The sequence below is a fragment of the Paenibacillus sp. JNU01 genome (genome assembly GCF_059130585.1).
Map to the genome: position 1 here is coordinate 4,049,393 of NZ_CP169723.1, position 15,934 is coordinate 4,065,326.

Annotated in this window: 17 protein-coding genes and 1 riboswitch; of the genes, 16 read left to right on the top strand and 1 reads right to left on the bottom strand. The window is 45.9% G+C overall.

Annotation, left to right across the window (positions count from 1 at the left end):
- Positions 1 to 20: 20 nt before the first annotated feature.
- From yabA to rsmI, 3 genes are all read left to right on the top strand, one after another.
- Entirely contained in the window at positions 21 to 389 is a 369-nt protein-coding gene (gene yabA / locus NLBNIHML_RS17535) for a DNA replication initiation control protein YabA (protein ID WP_017691386.1), read from the top strand.
- 95 nt (positions 390 to 484) lie between these two features.
- A complete protein-coding gene (locus NLBNIHML_RS17540) occupies positions 485 to 1,264 on the top strand; it encodes a tRNA1(Val) (adenine(37)-N6)-methyltransferase (RefSeq protein WP_074092913.1) in 780 nt (259 codons plus the stop codon).
- Complete coding sequence (rsmI, locus tag NLBNIHML_RS17545) at positions 1,265 to 2,149, top strand: 16S rRNA (cytidine(1402)-2'-O)-methyltransferase (protein ID WP_253428872.1); 885 nt, start codon at positions 1,265 to 1,267, stop codon at positions 2,147 to 2,149.
- Between the two features lie 205 nt (positions 2,150 to 2,354).
- Here rsmI and NLBNIHML_RS17550 read toward each other — a convergent pair whose 3' ends face one another.
- Positions 2,355 to 2,609, bottom strand: coding sequence for an AbrB/MazE/SpoVT family DNA-binding domain-containing protein (locus NLBNIHML_RS17550; RefSeq protein WP_024633700.1), 255 nt, complete (start codon positions 2,607 to 2,609; stop codon positions 2,355 to 2,357).
- 317 nt (positions 2,610 to 2,926) lie between these two features.
- Between NLBNIHML_RS17550 and NLBNIHML_RS17555 the strand changes: the two genes are divergently transcribed.
- From NLBNIHML_RS17555 to NLBNIHML_RS17615, 13 genes are all read left to right on the top strand, one after another.
- Positions 2,927 to 4,204, top strand: coding sequence for an HD domain-containing protein (locus NLBNIHML_RS17555; RefSeq protein WP_339238919.1), 1,278 nt, complete (start codon positions 2,927 to 2,929; stop codon positions 4,202 to 4,204).
- A gap of 333 nt (positions 4,205 to 4,537) precedes the next feature.
- Complete coding sequence (locus NLBNIHML_RS17560) at positions 4,538 to 5,308, top strand: TatD family hydrolase (RefSeq protein WP_494352433.1); 771 nt, start codon at positions 4,538 to 4,540, stop codon at positions 5,306 to 5,308.
- A gap of 241 nt (positions 5,309 to 5,549) precedes the next feature.
- Positions 5,550 to 5,803, top strand: a riboswitch (cyclic di-AMP (ydaO/yuaA leader).
- Positions 5,804 to 6,074: 271 nt separating this feature from the next.
- Positions 6,075 to 7,259: a resuscitation-promoting factor gene (locus NLBNIHML_RS17565; RefSeq protein ID WP_339258163.1), complete on the top strand. Its 1,185-nt coding sequence runs from the start codon at positions 6,075 to 6,077 to the stop codon at positions 7,257 to 7,259.
- Positions 7,260 to 7,414: 155 nt separating this feature from the next.
- Positions 7,415 to 7,960 carry a ribonuclease M5 gene (rnmV, locus tag NLBNIHML_RS17570; RefSeq protein WP_150364162.1) on the top strand — a complete coding sequence of 182 codons (546 nt, stop codon included), beginning with the start codon at positions 7,415 to 7,417 and terminating at the stop codon, positions 7,958 to 7,960.
- A gap of 4 nt (positions 7,961 to 7,964) precedes the next feature.
- Positions 7,965 to 8,867: a 16S rRNA (adenine(1518)-N(6)/adenine(1519)-N(6))-dimethyltransferase RsmA gene (gene rsmA, locus NLBNIHML_RS17575; protein WP_339238924.1), complete on the top strand. Its 903-nt coding sequence runs from the start codon at positions 7,965 to 7,967 to the stop codon at positions 8,865 to 8,867.
- A 59-nt stretch (positions 8,868 to 8,926) separates the two neighbouring features.
- A complete protein-coding gene (yabG, locus tag NLBNIHML_RS17580; RefSeq protein ID WP_339238925.1) occupies positions 8,927 to 9,823 on the top strand; it encodes a sporulation peptidase YabG in 897 nt (298 codons plus the stop codon).
- A 153-nt stretch (positions 9,824 to 9,976) separates the two neighbouring features.
- Positions 9,977 to 10,252, top strand: a complete 276-nt coding sequence (gene veg, locus NLBNIHML_RS17585) for a biofilm formation stimulator Veg (RefSeq protein WP_053778931.1) — start codon at positions 9,977 to 9,979, stop codon at positions 10,250 to 10,252.
- A gap of 248 nt (positions 10,253 to 10,500) precedes the next feature.
- Entirely contained in the window at positions 10,501 to 10,677 is a 177-nt protein-coding gene (locus NLBNIHML_RS17590) for a small, acid-soluble spore protein, alpha/beta type (protein WP_017691375.1), read from the top strand.
- A 149-nt stretch (positions 10,678 to 10,826) separates the two neighbouring features.
- Entirely contained in the window at positions 10,827 to 11,681 is an 855-nt protein-coding gene (gene ispE / locus NLBNIHML_RS17595) for a 4-(cytidine 5'-diphospho)-2-C-methyl-D-erythritol kinase (RefSeq protein ID WP_026081373.1), read from the top strand.
- Positions 11,682 to 11,778: 97 nt separating this feature from the next.
- Positions 11,779 to 12,606 carry a pur operon repressor gene (gene purR / locus NLBNIHML_RS17600; RefSeq protein WP_017691373.1) on the top strand — a complete coding sequence of 276 codons (828 nt, stop codon included), beginning with the start codon at positions 11,779 to 11,781 and terminating at the stop codon, positions 12,604 to 12,606.
- A 188-nt stretch (positions 12,607 to 12,794) separates the two neighbouring features.
- The gene (spoVG, locus tag NLBNIHML_RS17605) at positions 12,795 to 13,079 is read left to right on the top strand and encodes a septation regulator SpoVG (RefSeq protein WP_017691372.1); all 285 of its coding nucleotides are present in this window, start codon (positions 12,795 to 12,797) and stop codon (positions 13,077 to 13,079) included.
- A gap of 355 nt (positions 13,080 to 13,434) precedes the next feature.
- Complete coding sequence (glmU, locus tag NLBNIHML_RS17610) at positions 13,435 to 14,826, top strand: bifunctional UDP-N-acetylglucosamine diphosphorylase/glucosamine-1-phosphate N-acetyltransferase GlmU (RefSeq protein WP_446723770.1); 1,392 nt, start codon at positions 13,435 to 13,437, stop codon at positions 14,824 to 14,826.
- Between the two features lie 101 nt (positions 14,827 to 14,927).
- Positions 14,928 to 15,881, top strand: coding sequence for a ribose-phosphate diphosphokinase (locus tag NLBNIHML_RS17615; RefSeq protein ID WP_017691370.1), 954 nt, complete (start codon positions 14,928 to 14,930; stop codon positions 15,879 to 15,881).
- Positions 15,882 to 15,934: the final 53 nt, after the last annotated feature.

A 15,934-nucleotide genomic window follows, 5' to 3' on the forward strand; every position in this document is an offset into this window, starting at 1 on the left:
GGTTGCTTCGGGGTGGAAACTTGGAAAAGAAAAATCTGTTTACGCACATTCATGAAATGGAAACCCAACTGGGTCAGTTGCACGGTGATTTAGGAGAGTTAAAAATGATTGTGAAGGAGCTGCTTGAGGATAATCAGCGGCTTACCATCGAGAATGAGCAATTACGCAAATTGCTCAAACGTGAGGCTCCGGCAGATCTGCCAATCTCCTCAGCACTCGCTCCCGTAGCAAGACCAGCAGGTCCGGCTACAGGTGAAGACGTTGTGGGTGAAGGGTATGATAACCTAGCTCGGTTGTATCACGAAGGCTTCCATATCTGCAATGTCTATTATGGACATCTGCGGACGGAAGGCGATTGTCTGTTCTGCCTGTCTTTTTTGAATAAATGAAGTGACCGTAGGGATCCCCTACGGTTTTTTTTCAAGGTTACAAACCTAAACTTAACAAGCATGAGATATAGAGTACCGGAGGATGAGCGTACCATATGAAAGCAAATGAAGTCGTGTTGCATGAGTCAGAGCGGATTGATGATCTGCTCTCTCATGATTTAAGAATCATTCAAAGTGATGAAGTGTTCAGTTTTTCGATGGATGCGGTATTGTTAGCCCGATTTGCTTCCGTACCTAAACGCGGTCGTGTACTTGATTTGTGTACAGGTAACGGGGTAGTTCCCATTTTGCTTACAACGCGTACACAGGCTAGTCTGGAGGGAATCGAAATTCAGCCTCGTTTGGCGGATATGGCTCGTCGCAGCGTTCAATTAAATGCACTGGACGAATCGATTATGATTCGTGAAGGTGATTTGCGAGAATTGGTGAAAGAAACGGGACATGCTGTATATGATGCAATAACGGTAAACCCCCCTTATATGCCCCTGAATGGCAGTGACCTCAAAATGAACACACATCAGGCAATGGCACGTCATGAGATCGGGTGTACCTTGGAAGAAGTGATCCAGGCTTGCAGTCGACTTGTACGTAATGGCGGCAAAGTATCGATGGTTCATCGTCCACAGCGACTTGCAGAGATTATCTCGCTCATGCGTGAGTATAAGCTGGAGCCGAAACGAATTCGGATGGTACATCCCCGTGCTCATCTGGAAGCCAACATGGTATTAATTGAAGGCATGAAAGATGGTAAACCGGAAGTAAGGATGCTTCCTCCACTCATTGTCTACAATGAAGAGGGGAAATACTGCGAAGAGATTATGGATATTTACTATGGCCAGCAACATGCTGAGCGTACTACGAAAGGAGGACTATAGATGACTTTGCATATTCAGAAAAGCTATGCGGAGCAGCTTGAAGGATCAGGCAAGCTGTATCTGGTTGGAACACCCATTGGTAATCTGGAGGATATGACCTTCCGAGCCATCAAGACATTGCAGAGTTGTGACATCATTGCAGCAGAAGACACACGACAGACCCGGAAGCTACTCACTCATTTTGAAATTACACCTTCGATGCTGTTTAGTTATCATGAGCATAACAAGGGGGCAAGTGGACCTGAACTGATACGCTATATAATAGAAGGAAAAAATTTGGCACTCGTCAGTGATGCTGGTCTGCCAGCCATTTCAGACCCGGGATCCGACCTTGTACAGCTTGCACTGGAAGCCGGAATAACGGTCATTCCCATCCCTGGACCCAATGCTGCATTGTCTGCTCTGATCGTGTCCGGATTACCGACGGAGCGTTTTACATTCGGCGGTTTTTTGCCGCGGGAGAAAAAGGACATGCGAAAAGTGCTGGAGGCTTTTGACGAATCCAACGGGACTTTGTTATTTTATGAATCACCTCACCGTATTCGGAAAACATTAGTCCACCTCGAAGAAATTCTGGGTGATCGCTCCATTGTCCTGGCTCGTGAACTAACCAAGCGTCATGAGGAATTCGCAAGGGGTACTGTGAAGGAATGCATAGACTGGCTTGAAGAGCATCCACCTCTTGGCGAGTACTGTTTGCTGGTGGAAGGTATTAAGGAAGAGGAGCGTAAGGCTGAGCGCGAAGCATGGTGGCAGCTGATGTCACTTGCGGATCATGTCAGCCATTATGAGGGTGAAGGATATAACCGCAAAGATGCGATGAAAAAAACGGCAACGGATCGTGGTCTGACGAAGCGGGATGTATATAATGCGTTAATCGAGTAGCCAATCTAACTCAATATCTTCTGTTATGGGGAACATAACCTGAAAAGGACCTTATATTCAACATTCATGTAGTTTTTGGGTAATAGAACCCATAACAGGGCAAAAAAATACCTTCCGCGGTGGGGTTCACACCGGGAAGGCTATTAAGGAATATTAAAAAGGTTAGAAATAACAATTTAGATAAGTCCAGTATACCTGGTTTTTCTTATTTTGTCACAGGTGCAGGGATTTCGGAAATACATTCGTTACAAACAATTTTACCTTTGAAGTAAGTAACGTTCTCTGCATTACCACAGAAGATACAAGCAGGCTCATATTTTTTCAACATGATGCGCTCGCCGTCAACATAGATTTCCAGAGCATCTTTTTCACCAATACCGAGCGTACGGCGCAATTCGATTGGAATAACTACCCGTCCCAGTTCGTCCACTTTTCTTACAATACCTGTTGATTTCATCATTATAATCAGTGCTCCTCTCAGCTAACTATCATTGTCATTATTCGACATTATTTTATGTTTTATGATACTCATCATACCAACGATTCCCAAAACAGTCAACCTTAAAATTAGCTTAAAATTAAGGCTGTTTTTCACAAGGTTACTGGTGGTAAGGGATTGGCAGCCTTTTTTCGCATTTAAACAACAATGCCAAGTTTGTCGATTTGGAAAACGACAAAACTACCTTATTCGACAAAGTTCGTCATAACGTGTCGAATCTTAGGTGAATCGTGGAGCTCAAAGCGTTAATATAAAAGAAATTAAAGGAGTGAATCGACATGGAACAACGACTAACGGAAGAGAAAGTATTCAAAGATCCGGTACATAATTATATCCACGTGCAAGATCCGGTTATATGGCAGTTAATTAACACCCCGGAATTTCAGCGTTTACGCCGGATTCGCCAACTCGGTACTTCTTACCTTACTTTTCACGGAGCAGAGCATAGCCGGTTCTCACATTCACTAGGTGTTTATGAAATTACACGCAAGATCATTTCTCAATTTGAAAGAAGTCATTATTCAGATTGGCCGAAAGAAGAAAAGATTGTAGCTCTGTGTGCAGCTCTGCTTCATGATCTCGGGCATGGTCCATTCTCTCACTCCATCGAGGAAGCTTTTGACATGAATCACGAAGATTGGACTTGTCGCATTATTACAGGTGATACCGAAGTAGGGGCGATCTTAAGACGGTATGCTCCTGATTTTCCTGAGAAAGTGGCATCTGTCATTCAAAAAACGTACGAAAAGCCGATTGTGGTGAACTTGGTGACCAGCCCGCTTGATGCAGACCGAATGGACTATTTGCTTAGGGATGCTTATTTTACAGGTGTAAATTACGGCACGATTGACCTTGATCGCATCCTTCGAATGCTGCGTCCCTATCATGGACGAATTGTAGTCAAGGAGTCAGGCATGCATGCTGTGGAGGATTACCTCATGTCTAGGTATCAGATGTATTGGCAGATTTACTTCCATCCGGTAACTCGTAGTTCTGAAATTCTATTGCGGCAAATATTCAAGCGAGCAAAAACACTCATACAGCATGATTTTCAATTTCGCTTCATGATTGATCCACTCCCTCAATTATTTGCAGGAGAATTATCCGTAGATGAATATTTGCAGTTGGATGAAGCATTAATTCAGACGGCATTTACACAGTGGCGAAAGGAGGACGATACTGTTCTGAGTGAGTTATGCGAACGTTTTATGGATCGCAAGTTATATAAGTATGTAGAGCTTGAACAGGTCGACTTGACAATAATAGAAGAGATTCGGGAAGCTTTTGTACAGGCAGGCCTTGATCCCGAATATGATCTTGAAATTGATTTTCCTTCCGATAATCCGTATGATGTTTTTCGTCCGGATGAATCCACGGATAAGCAGATTCTTCTTCTGGATCGACAGGACAATTTACGTGAGTTGTCAGAAGTATCTGACATTGTCCGTTCCATCAGCGGGCTTCACCGGGGGAAACATCATTTGTATTACCCGCAAAACAAGGTGGATGCGATTATTCATGAATTACCGTCACATATACGCCCCTATTTCTTGTAATCGTGTGGGTATAATCCAATGAAGAATTTAGATATCAAAAGACTTTCAAAAAGAGCTATTTTTCATGATACAGTAATCTGCTTTAATGGGGAGTATATGTAGATCGACATAATTTTGTAAATGAAAGTAGGCAAAGTTAGCACAATCAGCAATATGTAGATCAGAATATCCTTATATCTTCTATATATTGTAGTTGTGAAGAAACAAACGTAATGATGTAATATACAGATTGCCCAAAATGTTTTATGTATGAGTCATTGAAAAATTTGAATTTCACCAATTAAATTTTTAAAAGAAGATAGTCGTTATTTCGACATGAAGGGAGATACAGACATGATGCTGTTCGACACACATACACATCTGGATGCACCACAATTCGACGAGGACCGCGAGGAGATGATTCAGCGTGCTGTGGATGCAGGAGTTGGTCGCATGATCAACATTGGCTTTAACCGGGAGACAATTCCAACGACAATGAAACTCGCTGAAACGTATGACTTTATATATGCAGCTGTAGGTTGGCATCCCGTAGATGCGATCACAATGCAGGAAGGGGATTTGGAGTGGATTGCATCTTTATGTAAGCATGAAAAAGTGGTGGCAATCGGTGAGATTGGATTGGATTATCACTGGGATACTTCACCGAAGGAAATACAGCATCGCGTATTACGACAACAAATTGCCTTGGCGCGTGAAGTGAACATGCCGATTGTCATCCATAATCGGGATGCACATGAGGATATCATAAGAATTTTGCGTGAAGAGAAGGCGAGTGAAGTTGGTGGTGTGATGCATTCGTTCTCGGGCAGCTGGGAAACAGCAAAAAGTTGTCTCGATATGGGTTTCCATCTCTCCTTCGGAGGACCGATTACATTCAAAAACGCAAAGCAACCCAAAGAGGTGCTGGCGAAGGTTCCGATGGACCGATTTTTCATTGAAACCGATGCTCCGTATTTGACACCTCACCCTTATCGCGGGAAACGAAATGAGACAGCGCATGTACGTCTGGTTGCAGAGGCAGCTGCGGAAATTAAAGGCATTTCGGTGGAGGAAATTGCTGCAATAACCACCAAAAATGCCATGGAACGATTTGGAATTCGTTAAAAAAACGAGCAAATGAGGTGAAAAAGGCAGGTAAGCGGAGTTAATTTGCCCTTTGATCCAAATAAATCAAGAATATTACAATATTTTAACCAAATATTCAGAAAAACGTACTTGATCAACGCTTTACAACATGCATCAAAACAGGATATCATCTTTTCAGTGAATTGTTGTGCGGAAAATTGGACAGATGTTCGGGGGATGAACAAAGGGACACTTTCCGATGAAACAACATTACTTTCATGAATCAGTCTCGCTGAGTCTCCGTTAACGGAGAGCGGGGGAACCAATAGGGCTTAAACATCGGTGTATTTGGCCGATGCGCAACGTTCGCTGACCCAAAAGCAGCGAAGGGAACTGCGAAGCCGTATTTGATTTCTTCTTTGGGTCTCGGGGTGAATTCAAGGGCGTCCGCCATGAGCGGGGGACCCAAGATAGGGCGGCTCTCTTTCGCCCGAACCCGACAGCTAACCTCGCAAGCGGAAAAAGAGAGGCAACCTCGTGCATGAATTTCCGATATTCAAAATCATTCGGAAGCCACGAAAGAGTTCCTCTTACACTCTTTCTTTGGCTTTTTTGTTTTTGAATAAAAGAAATGTTGTCATCATACGGTAGGTATTCAGGAGGATGACATCATGTTGCGAAGATTGATTCATGGTGCAGAACCGATCAGTTGGTCCGATCTGTGTTCTGTAGAAAATTTGGTATAGTCACGTCAAAGACATCATGCGTTACTTTAGACGGCGAGGCTATGAAGGAGGACGGAGAAGTGGGCACATTCCAACCAGAAGAGACCCATGAGTCACGATCATCCAGTAAGTCTTTCGCGTTGCGGTGGAAGCATGAGAACATGCGTCAAATGGCATTGATCGCGATTTTCTCAATTGCGCTTACAATCATGATCTTGTTAGTCGTTTACGGTCAGGCCGGGAAACAAATTTCACTGGTTATTGATGGCAAAGCTCAGGTGGTAGAGACTCGTACAGGAATGCTTCAGGAAATGCTGGAGGAGCAGTCGATCACAGTCAGCCCTCACGACAAGGTATCCATGTCCATGAACGGGGCGATTACAGATGGAGACCGAATCGTTATTGAGCGGGCCGTTCCAGTTAACATTACGGCAGACGGAGACACCAAGACTCTGTATACAACGGATTCATCCGTAGAAGATGCAATTCAAAAATCAGGTATTCAAGTTGAAAGTAATGATAAGGTGTATCCAGCGCTTGGAACTGCGATCAAAGCAGATATGAAGATCCGTGTAGTGCGCGTAACAAAGCGTACAGTGGATGTAGAACAACCAATCGCTTACAAAGTAATTAAAACGGCTGACCCTAGCTTGTACAAAGGGGATAACCGTGTCGTTGTGAACGGCAAAGAAGGCACACTTGTACAGCACATCGAAAAGGTATTTCAGGATGGAGAATTGGTCTCCAAAAAAATGGTCGGCAAATCTGTCGCGAATAATCGTGTAGATAAAGTGATTGCTGTCGGCACCAAAGCAAAACCTGTTGTGAAAAAACCAGAGATTCAGACCGTATCAGCTCAAACTTCAACAACGAAGAAGGCTACAACAACGAACTCGAAGAAAACATCTGCCTCGGGCAGCAAAGTGATTACCGTATCCGGGACTTCTTTTAAATACTCCAAAGTACTTAAGAATGTATCCATGACTGCCTACTCTTCCGAAGAGCCTGGCATTGGAACCAAAACAGCTTCCGGTACTCGTGTAACGGAAGGGCGCACCATCGCGGTTGATCCCAAAGTCATTCCAATTGGCTGGTGGGTATATATCGAAGGTCTGGGATTCCGTCGTGCGGAAGATACAGGCGGTGCCATTAAAGGCAACAAAATTGACGTATATTATGACAGTGTGAAGCATGCCCTGAATTTTGGACGCAAGAAAGGCAAGACGGTCTACGTGATCGGTCCGGTGAAGCCGGAAGCGAACTAAAATCGTTTTACTTTGAAATGGGAATGCTATAAAATAGTTGCATGAATAATTCATGCGGAATATGCGGCGGAGGGGTCTGAATTCAGTCTCCCCCGCCGTTTGGCAGAGAAGAGGATATTCCTCTTCTTTTTGCGTTAGAAAGGAAGAAATGGAACATGATAAAAGAAGTCATTGTGGTGGAAGGCCGTGATGATACGGTAGCCATCCGTCGGGCCGTGGAAGCCGATACCATAGAAACAGGTGGATCAGCCATTAACCAACGCATTCTGAAGCGGATTGCGCTTGCTCAGGAGAGACGGGGAGTCATTGTACTGACAGATCCGGATCATGCTGGCGAACGCATTCGTAAAATCATTGCGAATAAGGTGCCTGGTTGCAAACATGCTTTCATTCCGGAAGCCGATGCCACACGCAAAGGGGATATTGGGGTGGAGAATGCCTCACCGGAGGCGATCCGTCATGCTCTGGCACGCGTACATACTTCATACGAAGGCGCTCCTAGCCTGATCGATTGGGAGGACCTGATCGCGGCAGGACTTATTGTGCATCCGCAGGCTGCTGCACGTCGCATGGAGATGGGCAATCTGCTGGGTATCGGATATTGTAACGGTAAGCAGTTCCACAAACGTCTCGGTGTATTTCAGATTACACGGGAAGAGTTCTCTACAGCATTAGCGCAAATTGAACGTGAAGGATTGTGAGAATATGAAGGATATGGAAGAGACGATAGAAATTGCAACGCCCAAGCGAACCAAAGAAATTATTCAAAGACACGGATTCTCATTTAAGAAAAGTCTAGGTCAGAACTTTTTGATCGATCAAAATATACTGAACAAAATTGTTAATGCAGCCGATTTGGACGAGTCCAAGGGCGCTTTAGAGATCGGACCGGGTATTGGAGCCCTTACGGAACGATTGGCCCGGGTAGCGGGTCCTGTCACAGCCGTAGAGATTGATCAGCGCTTGATTCCCATTCTGGGAGAAGTGATGCAGCCTTATCCGAATGTACGTGTGCATCATGGTGATGTGCTGAAGCTTGATCTGGCTGAACTGTTCCAAAGCGATTTTGCATCGGTGGACAAAGTCAGTGTTGTGGCTAACCTGCCTTATTATGTAACGACTCCAATTATGATGAAACTGTTGGAAGAGAAGCTGCCAGTGGACAGCATTGTTGTCATGATCCAAAAAGAAGTGGCTGAACGCATGGCTGCTGCACCAGGATCGAAAGACTACGGCAGTCTGAGCATCGCAGTTCAGTACTACAGTATTCCTGAGCTTGTGTGTATTGTGCCACCGACGGTCTTCATTCCCCAACCTAATGTGGAATCAGCTGTCATTAAGCTGAAGGTTCGTGAGCAACCACCAGTTGAGATTCCCGATGAAGCACACTACTTCGAAGTGGTACAGGCTTCTTTTGCCCAACGGAGAAAAACAATCTCGAACAACCTGAAGGCACGTTTCTTCACAAAGGAGAACCGGGAACAGGCAGACATTCTGCTGGAGCAGGCAGGTATCCAACCATCCCGACGCGGAGAGACGTTAAGTCTGCAGGAGTATGCTACACTCAGCACCGTAATGTGGGAAGCAGGGGTACGCGCAGCATTATAAAATTCGAATGAACCAAACCGGGTCTCTGCCCATACGATGGGGTAGAGGTGATTACGTTGATGAATATCGGAGACTTGGTCGTTCGGAAGTCATACGGCGGCGATGTGACTTTTCGGGTGGAAGGCCTTCAGTTGGATGCTGCGGTCATTAAAGGGACTGAGTTCCGGCTGCTTGCCGATTCCCCAGTGGACGATTTGATACAGGTTCCTTACGAACCGCAAAGCGCCAAGACCAGACAGGCGCATATTAAAGCACATCAGACCCTTTCCCGCCTGCAACAGATTCGTATGGAACAGGCTGAGCGGAATCGTGAAGGTCTGGTACAGGACTGGTCTGCTCAACAGGAGCCGGCTTATTTTGAAATGCCGGGAAAGGTGCTTCATCTGGATGGTGATCCGAACTATTTGAAAAAAAGTATGGATCTCTATGAGCAACTTCGTGTTCCCGCAGAGGGACAATACGTTCATGAATCGGCAATGGCAGATACCTTATACCGTTTATTACCCAAAGTACGTCCAGATATCGTGGTCATTACGGGTCATGACGGGGTGTTAAAGACACGTCAGCCCTATGACTTATATAGTCTTGGTAGTTATAAGAACTCGCAAAATTTTGTGGCGGCCATTCAGGTGGCCAGACAATATGAACGCCATCTGGATGCACTCACTATTGTGGCAGGGGCCTGTCAGTCCCATTTTGAGGCACTGCTGCGCGCTGGAGCGAACTTTGCCAGTTCTCCAGGCAGAATCCTCATTCATGCACTTGACCCGGTCTACGTGGCAGCCAAGGCTTCCTTCACATCGGTACGGGAAACGGTCAACATGAATGATGTGCTGCACAATACGATCAGTGGTAGCCAAGGTGTGGGTGGTGTAGAGACACGGGGGAGCTACCGGGTAGGCCTGCCGGGGCTGAATGATTTATCTACGCTAAAAGTGAACCCGTCGGCAGTCTGATGTAGGCCATTTAAAGTCCCAATTTGGGGCTTTTTTTGTTTGCAAAAAAATTCATTGACAACAACTTTTTGATGCTGATATAATAATTAGTTTTGATTTGACAATGACTGTAAAATCCGGTATAATGGACAAGAAAAGAGGTGGTCGTCGACAATGGCTAAAAACACGCTGTTGGATATCAAACGCAATCTCGATGCACATATTGGTCAGAAGATTATGCTGCGGGCTAATGGTGGCCGCCGTAAGACCATTGAGCGTACGGGTGTATTGGAAGAAACGTACCCTTCTGTTTTTATTGTTAAGCTTGATGAAGAGCAAGAAACCTTCAAGCGAGTATCTTATAGTTATGCGGATATACTTACGGAATCGGTGGAAGTCATGGTTTTTGACCCGGGCAGCCAGACGCATAGCTCCTATATGGAGACGTAAGTATCGTTGTACAGGCGATTCGCCCCTTGGGTGGATCGCTTTTTTATGTCTACAAAATCACCCATTTATCTTCTAAGGTAACCCATACATACGCAGGAATGAGTGAGGGGTGGTCGCGGCATACTATATGGACAGGTGAAGGGCAGTTTCTTAAGCAATGAAGGAAACTTCAATTGGCCTGATGCAAGATGTCCAAAACGTGAACGAACTCATTACATTATGATGGATACTTTGGAGGAGGATGGTTCATGAGTCGCAGAAGAAGAAGTGTCATGTCCGAGGATCTGAAGAATGAGCTCGCGAAAGACCTGGGCTTCTATGATACGGTCCAACAGGAAGGTTGGGGTGGAATCAAAGCCAAGGATGCAGGAAACATGGTGAAAAGAGCCATTCAACTTGCTGAGCAGGCTGCCCGCAAATCTTAATCCGGTTCAAGCAGATTGAAAAGTGGGGAAATCCGTCAGGGACAACCCCGCTTTTTCCCCTTAGATGCGGAATAGAAATGACTTGACAGCCCCATTTTGATATAATATGTTAAGTTGTCTTAGGGAAAAGGTGAGGACGGGTGAACGCCTTGAAAATTTACGAAAAAGCGCCTGCTAAAATTAATTTGATGCTGGACGTTTTACATAAAAGAAGCGATGGATTCCATGAAGTTGAAATGATCATGACCATGGTCGATCTTGCTGATCGGCTGGAAATGTCGGAGCTGCCGCGAGATACCATTTTCATCTCTAGTCAGGCGGGTTATATCCCGCTGGACGAGAAGAATCTGGCTTTCCAGGCAGCCAGACTGATTAAGGAGCGCTATAACGTACGTACGGGCGTCCATATTCATCTGGATAAAAAGATTCCAGTTGCAGCCGGCCTTGCCGGAGGCAGCAGCGATGCAGCAGCAGCTCTGCGTGGATTGAACCGTCTGTGGAGATTGAATATACCGGATCACGAACTGCAGGAGCTTGGAGCTGAACTCGGTTCGGATGTTCCATTCTGTATCACAGGAGGGACTGCACTCGCTACAGGCCGTGGTGAGAAGTTGACTCCCATTCCTAATCCGCCGCAATGTTGGGTAATTCTGGCCAAGCCTCCAATCAATGTGTCTACAGCCGATGTATACGGACGGTTCCGCAGTGACAAGATTGTTCGTCATCCGAGTGCGGCTAAAATGGAACAGGCGATTCGCAACCAATCCTTTACGGAAGTCTGTGACCAGATGGGCAATGTGCTTGAAGATGTAACGTTGAAGCTGTATCCGGAAGTTCAGCATCTGAAGGATGCCATGATTCGGTTGGGCGCAGACGGTGTGTTGATGTCTGGTAGTGGTCCAACGGTATTTGGACTGGTCTCCAAAGAATCCAAGGTTGCCCGGATATACAATGGCCTGCGTGGTTTCTGTAAAGAAGTGTACGCTGTACGTATGTTGACATGAAATTCGCTTTTATAATGTACAAACACGTATAAAGGTGGTATATTTTTAAATAATTATTCGGATTTAGATGTTTCCGTGATCGTGAGGATGGATCTCTGTGAAGAAGTTAAAACGAAGCGCAAGGCTGGTTGAAATGACGCAATACTTATTGTCCAGACCGCATACGGTTATTCCGCTCACCACATTTGCCGAACGTTATGGTGCCGCAAAGTCTTCAATTAGTGAAGATTTGGCGATTATCAAGGAAGTGTTCGAAGAAGGTGGCTCAGGAGAACTGCATACACTGGCTGGAGCAGCCGGGGGAGTAAGGTGGATTCCGAAGGTATCCCGAGAACTGGCACTTGCATTTGCGGAACGGCTCTCGACCCAGCTCGCGCAACCTGATCGGATCTTGCCTGGAGAATACCTGTACATGTCCGACTTGCTTGGTCAGCCCGCATTGATGAATGAAGCCGGCAAGATCTTTGCAACGGCCTTTGGCAATATGAATATTGATGTGGTTATGACGGTAGAAACCAAAGGAATTCCACTGGCTTATGCGACCGGAGCCCAGCTTAACCTGCCTGTCGTGCTCGTACGCAGGGACCATCAGGCTACAGAAGGATCGGCCGTAAGTATCAATTATGTATCCGGGTCCCATAAAAGTCTGCATACCATGTCCCTGTCTCGTAGGGCGATGCGTGAGCATTCCAGAGTACTTATTGTAGATGACTTCATGAAGGCTGGGGGTACGGTGCAAGGAATGATCGATCTTTTGGCCGAGTTTAATGCTACAGTTGCCGGGGTAGGGGTACTGGTGGAATCTGGTTCTGTAGATTCAGAAGAACGGCTGTTAACCGATTACGTATCTCTCGCGAAGCTGACAGCGGTTGATGCCAAGAGCAGACAGATTTCCGTCAAGCCTGGCAACTATTTTGACCTGTAGAAAGATGACGAATGTTATGTCGTTAAAGGGTCTTTTCCATCGACCTGGCACTAACGTTGTCGAATTGTGTATTAAATAAAAAAATTCCTGAAATTAGGAAATTTTTATGGTTATAAAAAGAAGGAGTTCGTATATGCCGTGTGGAATTATACACCAAGTTCTGATGGAAAAAGGTGGTGAACACACACATGCAAATTACGGATGTCAGACTCCGCCGTGTTAACTCGGAGGGGAGAATGAAGGCTATCGCATCCATTACCATCGATAACGAATTCGTCGTTCATGACATTCGTGTCATTGATGGTAACAACGGAATGTTTGTTGCTATGCCGAGCAAGCGCACTCCTGATGGAGAGTTCCGTGATATCGCCCACCCGATCTCTTCCGGTACGCGTGAGAAGATTCAGGCAGCAGTTCTGACTGAATACGATCGTGCTGCAACTGAGGAAGAAGTCATTGAAGAAGGTGCCTGAGAACATTATTGGGGTTCGAAGGAAAAGAGAGCCATGTCTTATGGCTCTCTTTTCTTTTTGATCGGAATAAGATATATTCAGTATTGAGTTTATTAGCAGAGAATAAAAAGCGCATCGTGCGCTTGGTGGCAGGGCGGCATCTTAGGAATCATTGGGATTCGGTTAAGCTCGCAGGTACACGGCGTATACATATAGGTCACATTTCGTTGGTGTCCGCGTTGTTACGTGTGATTACAGAGACAGCAGGCGATGAACAAGACCGGCGTGAAGCCGGCTGAACGGTACTCATTGGATATAGATAAGCAATGCATTTCAATGGGTTTTTCAGAACAGGAGGTCGTTAACTTTGAAACGAATGGCAATCGTTCTTGCCGCAGGGCAAGGCAAACGAATGAAGTCAAAATTGTACAAAGTACTGCATCCCGTATGCGGTAAACCTATGGTTGGACATGTGCTGGATGCAGCACTCAGCGCAGGCGTTGAACGCAGTGTGGTAGTTGTCGGCCATGGTGCCGAAGCGGTGCAGTCATTTTTAGGTTCCAAGGCGGAGTATGCACTCCAGGCGGAACAACTGGGCACAGGACATGCAGTACAGCAAGTTAAATCCTTGCTTGGCGGCGAAGCAGGATCCACAATTGTGGTCTGTGGGGATACACCGCTCGTGACTCGTGAGACATTGGAAGGTCTGATGAATCACAATGAGAGTCGCGGGGCGGCAGCTACAGTACTTACGGCTCAGTTGGACAATCCCAAAGGCTACGGCCGAGTAATACGTGGAGAAGATGGTTCCGTACAGCGGATCGTAGAACAAAAGGATTGCAACGAACAGGAAGATGCTGTGAATGAGATTAACACAGGCACATACTGCTTCGATAATACAAAATTGTTCGCTGCGCTGGATAAAGTAACGAACCAGAATGCTCAGGGAGAATATTATCTCACAGACGTAATCGGCATTTTGCGTAATGATGGAGATGTGGTTGAGGCTTACATGTCGGATGACATCGCGGAATCCATCGGGGTTAACGATCGATTGGCACTTTCGCAAGCAGAAGCCTTCATGCGTGAACGTCTCGCTGTACGTCATATGTTGAACGGTGTTACAATCATTGATCCGTCATCGACATATATCGGAGCGGATGTTACGATTGGAGCAGATACAGTATTGTATCCGGGGACAATTCTCAAAGGCACAACTTCGATCGGCGAAGCATGTCATATTGGTCCTCAGGCAGATGTGGAAGACAGCGTTATTCAGGACGGAGTTACAATCAAACATTCGGTGTTATCCAATGCCGAAGTGGGTTCTGATGCAACGGTTGGTCCATTTGCTAATTTGCGTCCAGGAACTAAACTGGGTCGCAACGTAAAAATTGGTGACTTTGTTGAAGTGAAAAATGCTACAATTGACGAAGGTTCCAAAGTATCTCATCTCAGCTATATTGGGGATGCCAAAGTAGGGAAAAACGTAAATGTTGGATGCGGGGCAATAACTGTCAATTATGATGGTTATAATAAGGCTGTAACGACGATTGAAGATGATGCTTTCGTAGGTAGCAACGTCAATCTGATTGCACCAATTACGGTAGGAAAAGGCGCTTATGTCGTTGCTGGCTCTACCGTTACCCATTCCGTTCCCGAGAATGATCTGGCCATTGCTCGTCCACGTCAGGAGAATAAACCTGGTTATGCGGAGAAGATTCGCGGACGTGCCAAAGCCAAGAAACAAAATGCCAAACCCCAATAAGGGGTTTTGATAACAAGATTGCCTCCCGAAGATCCGGGAGGTGCCGACATGTCGCAGACGCTTATAGATTCCAATGAACCAGCACGGAGGGTTTTTATTTTATGACTTATTTTGATTCGAAATTAAAAATATTTACTTGCAATTCTAACCCCAAGCTTGCCCATCAAATTGCTGATTATATCGGGATCCCTATGGGGGAATCCCACACGACCAGCTTTAGTGATGGCGAGATTCAAGTGAAACTCTCCGAGAGTGTTCGGGGCTGTCACGTTTACATCGTGCAGTCCACTTGCTTGCCGGTTAATGATAACCTGATGGAAATGCTCGTGATGATTGATGCACTCAAACGGGCATCTGCCAAGACGATTAACGTTGTTATACCTTACTACGGCTATGCAAGACAGGATCGCAAGGCACGTTCGCGTGACCCAATTACAGCGAAACTGGTTGCTAACCTGATTGAAAAAGCGGGTGCAACGCGTGTCATCGCGATGGACTTGCATGCAATGCAGATTCAGGGATTCTTCGACATTCCGGTTGACCATTTGCTCGGCGTGCCGATTCTGGCTCAATATTTCCGGTCGAAACAGATCGAAAATCCGGTTGTTGTGTCGCCTGACCACGGTGGCGTAGTGCGTGCACGTAAACTGGCTGATTTCCTGAATGCACCCCTGGCCATTATCGATAAACGTCGTCCTGAGCCAAATGTGAGCGAAGTGATGAACATTATTGGTAATATCGAGGGCAAAACAGCCATTCTGATCGATGACATTATTGACACGGCGGGAACGATTGTACTGGGAGCGAATGCTCTGATGGAAGGCGGCGTAAAAGAAGTATACGCGTGCTGTACTCACCCGGTATTGTCCGGACCTGCGATGGAACGTTTGGAGAATGCACCATTGAAGGAAGTCATCGTAACGGATACCATTCCAATTACGCATGCTAATCCGACAAGCAAACTCAAAGTGTTGTCTGTAGCGCCTTTGCTCGGAGAAGCCATTATCCGGGTTCATGAGGAATTGTCAATCAGCAAGCTGTTTGAAATTGAATAAGGACGTCTGCATAAAGTAGTAGAGGGGTTACGTTTTCCGGTTCAATGGAAAAT

Bases quoted from the DNA above. Each gene is read 5' to 3' on its own strand.
- NLBNIHML_RS17540 (WP_074092913.1), top strand. From the start codon at position 485: ATGAAAGCAAATGAAGTCGTGTTGCATGAGTCAGAGCGGATTGATGAT.
- rsmI (WP_253428872.1), top strand. From the start codon at position 1,265: ATGACTTTGCATATTCAGAAAAGCTATGCGGAGCAGCTTGAAGGATCA.
- NLBNIHML_RS17550 (WP_024633700.1), bottom strand. From the start codon at position 2,609: ATGATGAAATCAACAGGTATTGTAAGAAAAGTGGACGAACTGGGACGG.
- NLBNIHML_RS17555 (WP_339238919.1), top strand. From the start codon at position 2,927: ATGGAACAACGACTAACGGAAGAGAAAGTATTCAAAGATCCGGTACAT.
- NLBNIHML_RS17560 (WP_494352433.1), top strand. From the start codon at position 4,538: ATGATGCTGTTCGACACACATACACATCTGGATGCACCACAATTCGAC.
- rnmV (WP_150364162.1), top strand. From the start codon at position 7,415: ATGATAAAAGAAGTCATTGTGGTGGAAGGCCGTGATGATACGGTAGCC.
- rsmA (WP_339238924.1), top strand. From the start codon at position 7,965: ATGAAGGATATGGAAGAGACGATAGAAATTGCAACGCCCAAGCGAACC.
- yabG (WP_339238925.1), top strand. From the start codon at position 8,927: ATGAATATCGGAGACTTGGTCGTTCGGAAGTCATACGGCGGCGATGTG.
- veg (WP_053778931.1), top strand. From the start codon at position 9,977: ATGGCTAAAAACACGCTGTTGGATATCAAACGCAATCTCGATGCACAT.
- NLBNIHML_RS17590 (WP_017691375.1), top strand. From the start codon at position 10,501: ATGAGTCGCAGAAGAAGAAGTGTCATGTCCGAGGATCTGAAGAATGAG.
- spoVG (WP_017691372.1), top strand. From the start codon at position 12,795: ATGCAAATTACGGATGTCAGACTCCGCCGTGTTAACTCGGAGGGGAGA.
- glmU (WP_446723770.1), top strand. From the start codon at position 13,435: ATGGCAATCGTTCTTGCCGCAGGGCAAGGCAAACGAATGAAGTCAAAA.
- NLBNIHML_RS17615 (WP_017691370.1), top strand. From the start codon at position 14,928: ATGACTTATTTTGATTCGAAATTAAAAATATTTACTTGCAATTCTAAC.